Origin of the sequence: Sphaerotilus sp. (assembly GCF_041083715.1) — a bacterium.
Lineage (GTDB): Bacteria > Pseudomonadota > Gammaproteobacteria > Burkholderiales > Burkholderiaceae_C > Sphaerotilus.
Map to the genome: position 1 here is coordinate 1 of NZ_JBFPGY010000214.1, position 2,700 is coordinate 2,700.

General features: G+C 67.5%; 3 protein-coding genes and 1 pseudogene. 3 read left to right on the plus strand and 1 reads right to left on the minus strand.

Annotated features, from left to right (window positions below):
* Positions 1–56: 56 nt before the first annotated feature.
* From AB3X43_RS09400 to AB3X43_RS09410, 3 genes are read left to right on the plus strand one after another with little or no spacing between them, the layout of a single operon-like run.
* Positions 57–563 (plus strand): peptidylprolyl isomerase, encoded by a 507-nt coding sequence (locus tag AB3X43_RS09400; RefSeq protein WP_369429578.1) that lies wholly within the window; start codon positions 57–59, stop codon positions 561–563.
* Positions 560–1,351, plus strand: a complete 792-nt coding sequence (locus AB3X43_RS09405) for a UDP-2,3-diacylglucosamine diphosphatase (RefSeq protein ID WP_369429579.1) — start codon at positions 560–562, stop codon at positions 1,349–1,351. The genes AB3X43_RS09400 and AB3X43_RS09405 overlap by 4 nt, the downstream gene beginning before the upstream one ends.
* Entirely contained in the window at positions 1,345–2,142 is a 798-nt protein-coding gene (locus AB3X43_RS09410; RefSeq protein WP_369429580.1) for a M90 family metallopeptidase, read from the plus strand. The genes AB3X43_RS09405 and AB3X43_RS09410 overlap by 7 nt, the downstream gene beginning before the upstream one ends.
* A gap of 66 nt (positions 2,143–2,208) precedes the next feature.
* Here AB3X43_RS09410 and clpA read toward each other — a convergent pair.
* A pseudogene (clpA, locus tag AB3X43_RS09415) lies at positions 2,209–2,700 on the minus strand (ATP-dependent Clp protease ATP-binding subunit ClpA); the annotation flags it as partial.

Below are 2,700 nucleotides of genomic sequence, written 5' to 3' on the forward strand. Positions count from 1 at the left end.
CAGAACGTCCCGCTGGAGCCGGTCCTCATCAAGAAAGCCTCTCTGGAGAAATAACCATGGCAGCCCCCCAAGTCGATCTGCAGACCACCCTCGGCACCATCCGCATCGAACTCGATGCCGAGAAGGCCCCCCTGTCGGCCGCCAATTTCCTCAGCTACGTCAAGAGCGGCCACTACGACGGCACCGTCTTCCACCGCGTCATCAAGGGCTTCATGGTCCAGGGTGGCGGCATGGAAGCCGGGCTGAAGCAGAAGCCCACGCAGGCCGAGATCAAGAACGAGGCCAACAACGGCCTGAAGAACGAGAAGTACACGCTGGCCATGGCGCGCACCAACGCGCCGCACTCGGCCACGTCGCAGTTCTTCATCAACGTCGCGAAGAACGACTTCCTGAACTTCACCGCCGAGAACGCCTCCGGCTGGGGCTACGCCGTGTTCGGCCGCGTGGTCGATGGCATGGCCGTGGTGGACCAGATCGAGAAGGTCCGCACCGGCAAGCGTGGTTTCCACGACGACGTGCCGGTCGACGACGTGGTCATCACCCGCGCCGTGATCGTGGAGTGATCCAGCCGGCGCCGATCCGCACGCTCCGCGCCGCGCCGCACTGGCGCAGCGTGGACATCGTGTCCGATCTGCACCTCGGCCCGGCCACGCCGCACACCACTGCGGCGCTGGCCCGCTACCTGCAGCACACCCCTGCCGACGCAGTCATCGTGCTCGGTGACCTGTTCGAGGTCTGGGTCGGCGATGACGTGCTGGACGAGGCGGACAGCTTCGAAGCCAGTGTGCTGCGCCAGTTCGCCGAATGCGCCAGCCACCGCACGGTGGCGATGATGGTCGGCAACCGTGATTTCCTCCTGGGTCCGCGCGCCGCGGCACTGGCAGGCTGGCGGGTGCTGGACGATGTGTGCGTGCTGGAGGCTTTCGGACGCCGCACGGTGCTGGTCCACGGCGATGCGCAGTGCCTCGCCGATGAGGATTACCAGCGCTTTCGCCGGCAGGCCCGCGGTCCGGCGTGGCAGCAACAGTTCCTCGCCCAGCCGTTGGAGCGCCGCCGCGCGTTCGCCCGCGGACTGCGCGACGACAGCGAGCACCGCAAGCGCACGCTGGGCATGGCGGCCTACCCCGATCTGGACCGGGATGCCATGCGCGCGCTGCTGCGCCAGCACGGTGCCACGACGCTGGTCCACGGCCACACCCACCGCCCCGGCGACGAAGCGCTGGGCGACGGGCTGGTCCGCCATGTGCTGACCGACTGGGACCTGGACCACGACCCGGCCGCGCCACGCGCCGAGGTCCTGCGCATCACGGCGGACGGGGTGGAGCGTCGGCGCCTGCCGCTGCCATGCTGAAGCGCTGGCTGGACGCCTGGCGCGCGCGTCGCGCGCAGCGGGTGCTGAACAAGCGGGCGATTCCGGATGAACTGTGGCTGGAGACGCTGCGCGCCTATCCCTTCCTGAAACGGCGCCCGCTGCAGGACCTGCTGTCCCTGCGCGAACTGGCAACCTTGTTCCTGAGCGAGAAGGAGTTCAGCACCGCGGGGGAGTTGGAACTCACCGACGCAATGGCCGTCGCCGTGGCGGCACAGGCCTGCGTACCCGTGCTGCACCTGCCTGGCGGGCTGTCGCTGTACGGCGGTTTTGTCGGCATCGTGCTGCACCCGCAGGAGGTCGTCGTGCAGCGCAGGTGGAGCGACGAGGCCGGCGTGGTGCACAGCGGCGACGAGGTGCTGGCCGGCGAGGCCATGGAGGGCGGCCCGGTCATGCTGTCGTGGCAGGACGTGCAGATGGCCGGCGAGCCCGACCGGGCCGAGGATGGCTACAACGTCGTGATCCACGAATTCATCCACGTGCTCGACATGCGCCATGGCGGCATCGATGGCATGCCCGCCCTGCCGAACCGGGCGATGCGGGAGCGCTGGCTGGACGTGATGGCACGTGCGCTCGCCCAGCACACCGCGGAAGTGGCCGCCGAACAGCCAACGTGGCTCGACCCCTATGCCGCACAGGGTCCCGAAGAATTCTTTCCGGTCACAGCCGAAGCGTTCTTCGTCGCACCGGACGGGCTGCACGCCGAGTTCCCCGAGGTCTATGCGCTGCTGCACCAGTATTTCGAACAGGATCCCATCCGCTTCCTGCACTGAAGCGCGCATGGAAAAAGGGCCCGCAGACCCTTTCCATCGCGACGAACGCCGCACCCGCTACCGGCTTCACGCCGTCGCCGGCTCCGCCTTCGGCTTGTCGCTCTTGTTGCGCGGCTCGATGTCGAGCTGCACTTCGCCAGCCTCGTTCACGTCCACCGTCAGCCGACCACCGTCGGTCAGGCTGCCGAACAGCAGTTCGTCGGCCAGCGCGCGGCGGATCGTGTCCTGGATCAGGCGCTGCATCGGGCGGGCGCCCATCAGCGGATCGAAGCCCTTCTTGCCGAGGTGCTTGCGCAGCGCGTCGGTGAAGGTGACCTCGACCTTCTTCTCGCTGAGCTGGCCTTCGAGCTGCAGCAGGAACTTGTCCACCACCCGCAGGATGATGTCCTCGTCCAGCGCCCGGAAGCTGACGATGGCGTCCAGCCGGTTGCGGAACTCGGGCGTGAACATGCGCTTGAGATCGCCCATCTCGTCCCCGACTTCACGCGAATTCGTGAAGCCGATGGTCGATTTCTGCAGGTTCTCGGCCCCCGCATTGGTCGTCATGATGATGATGAC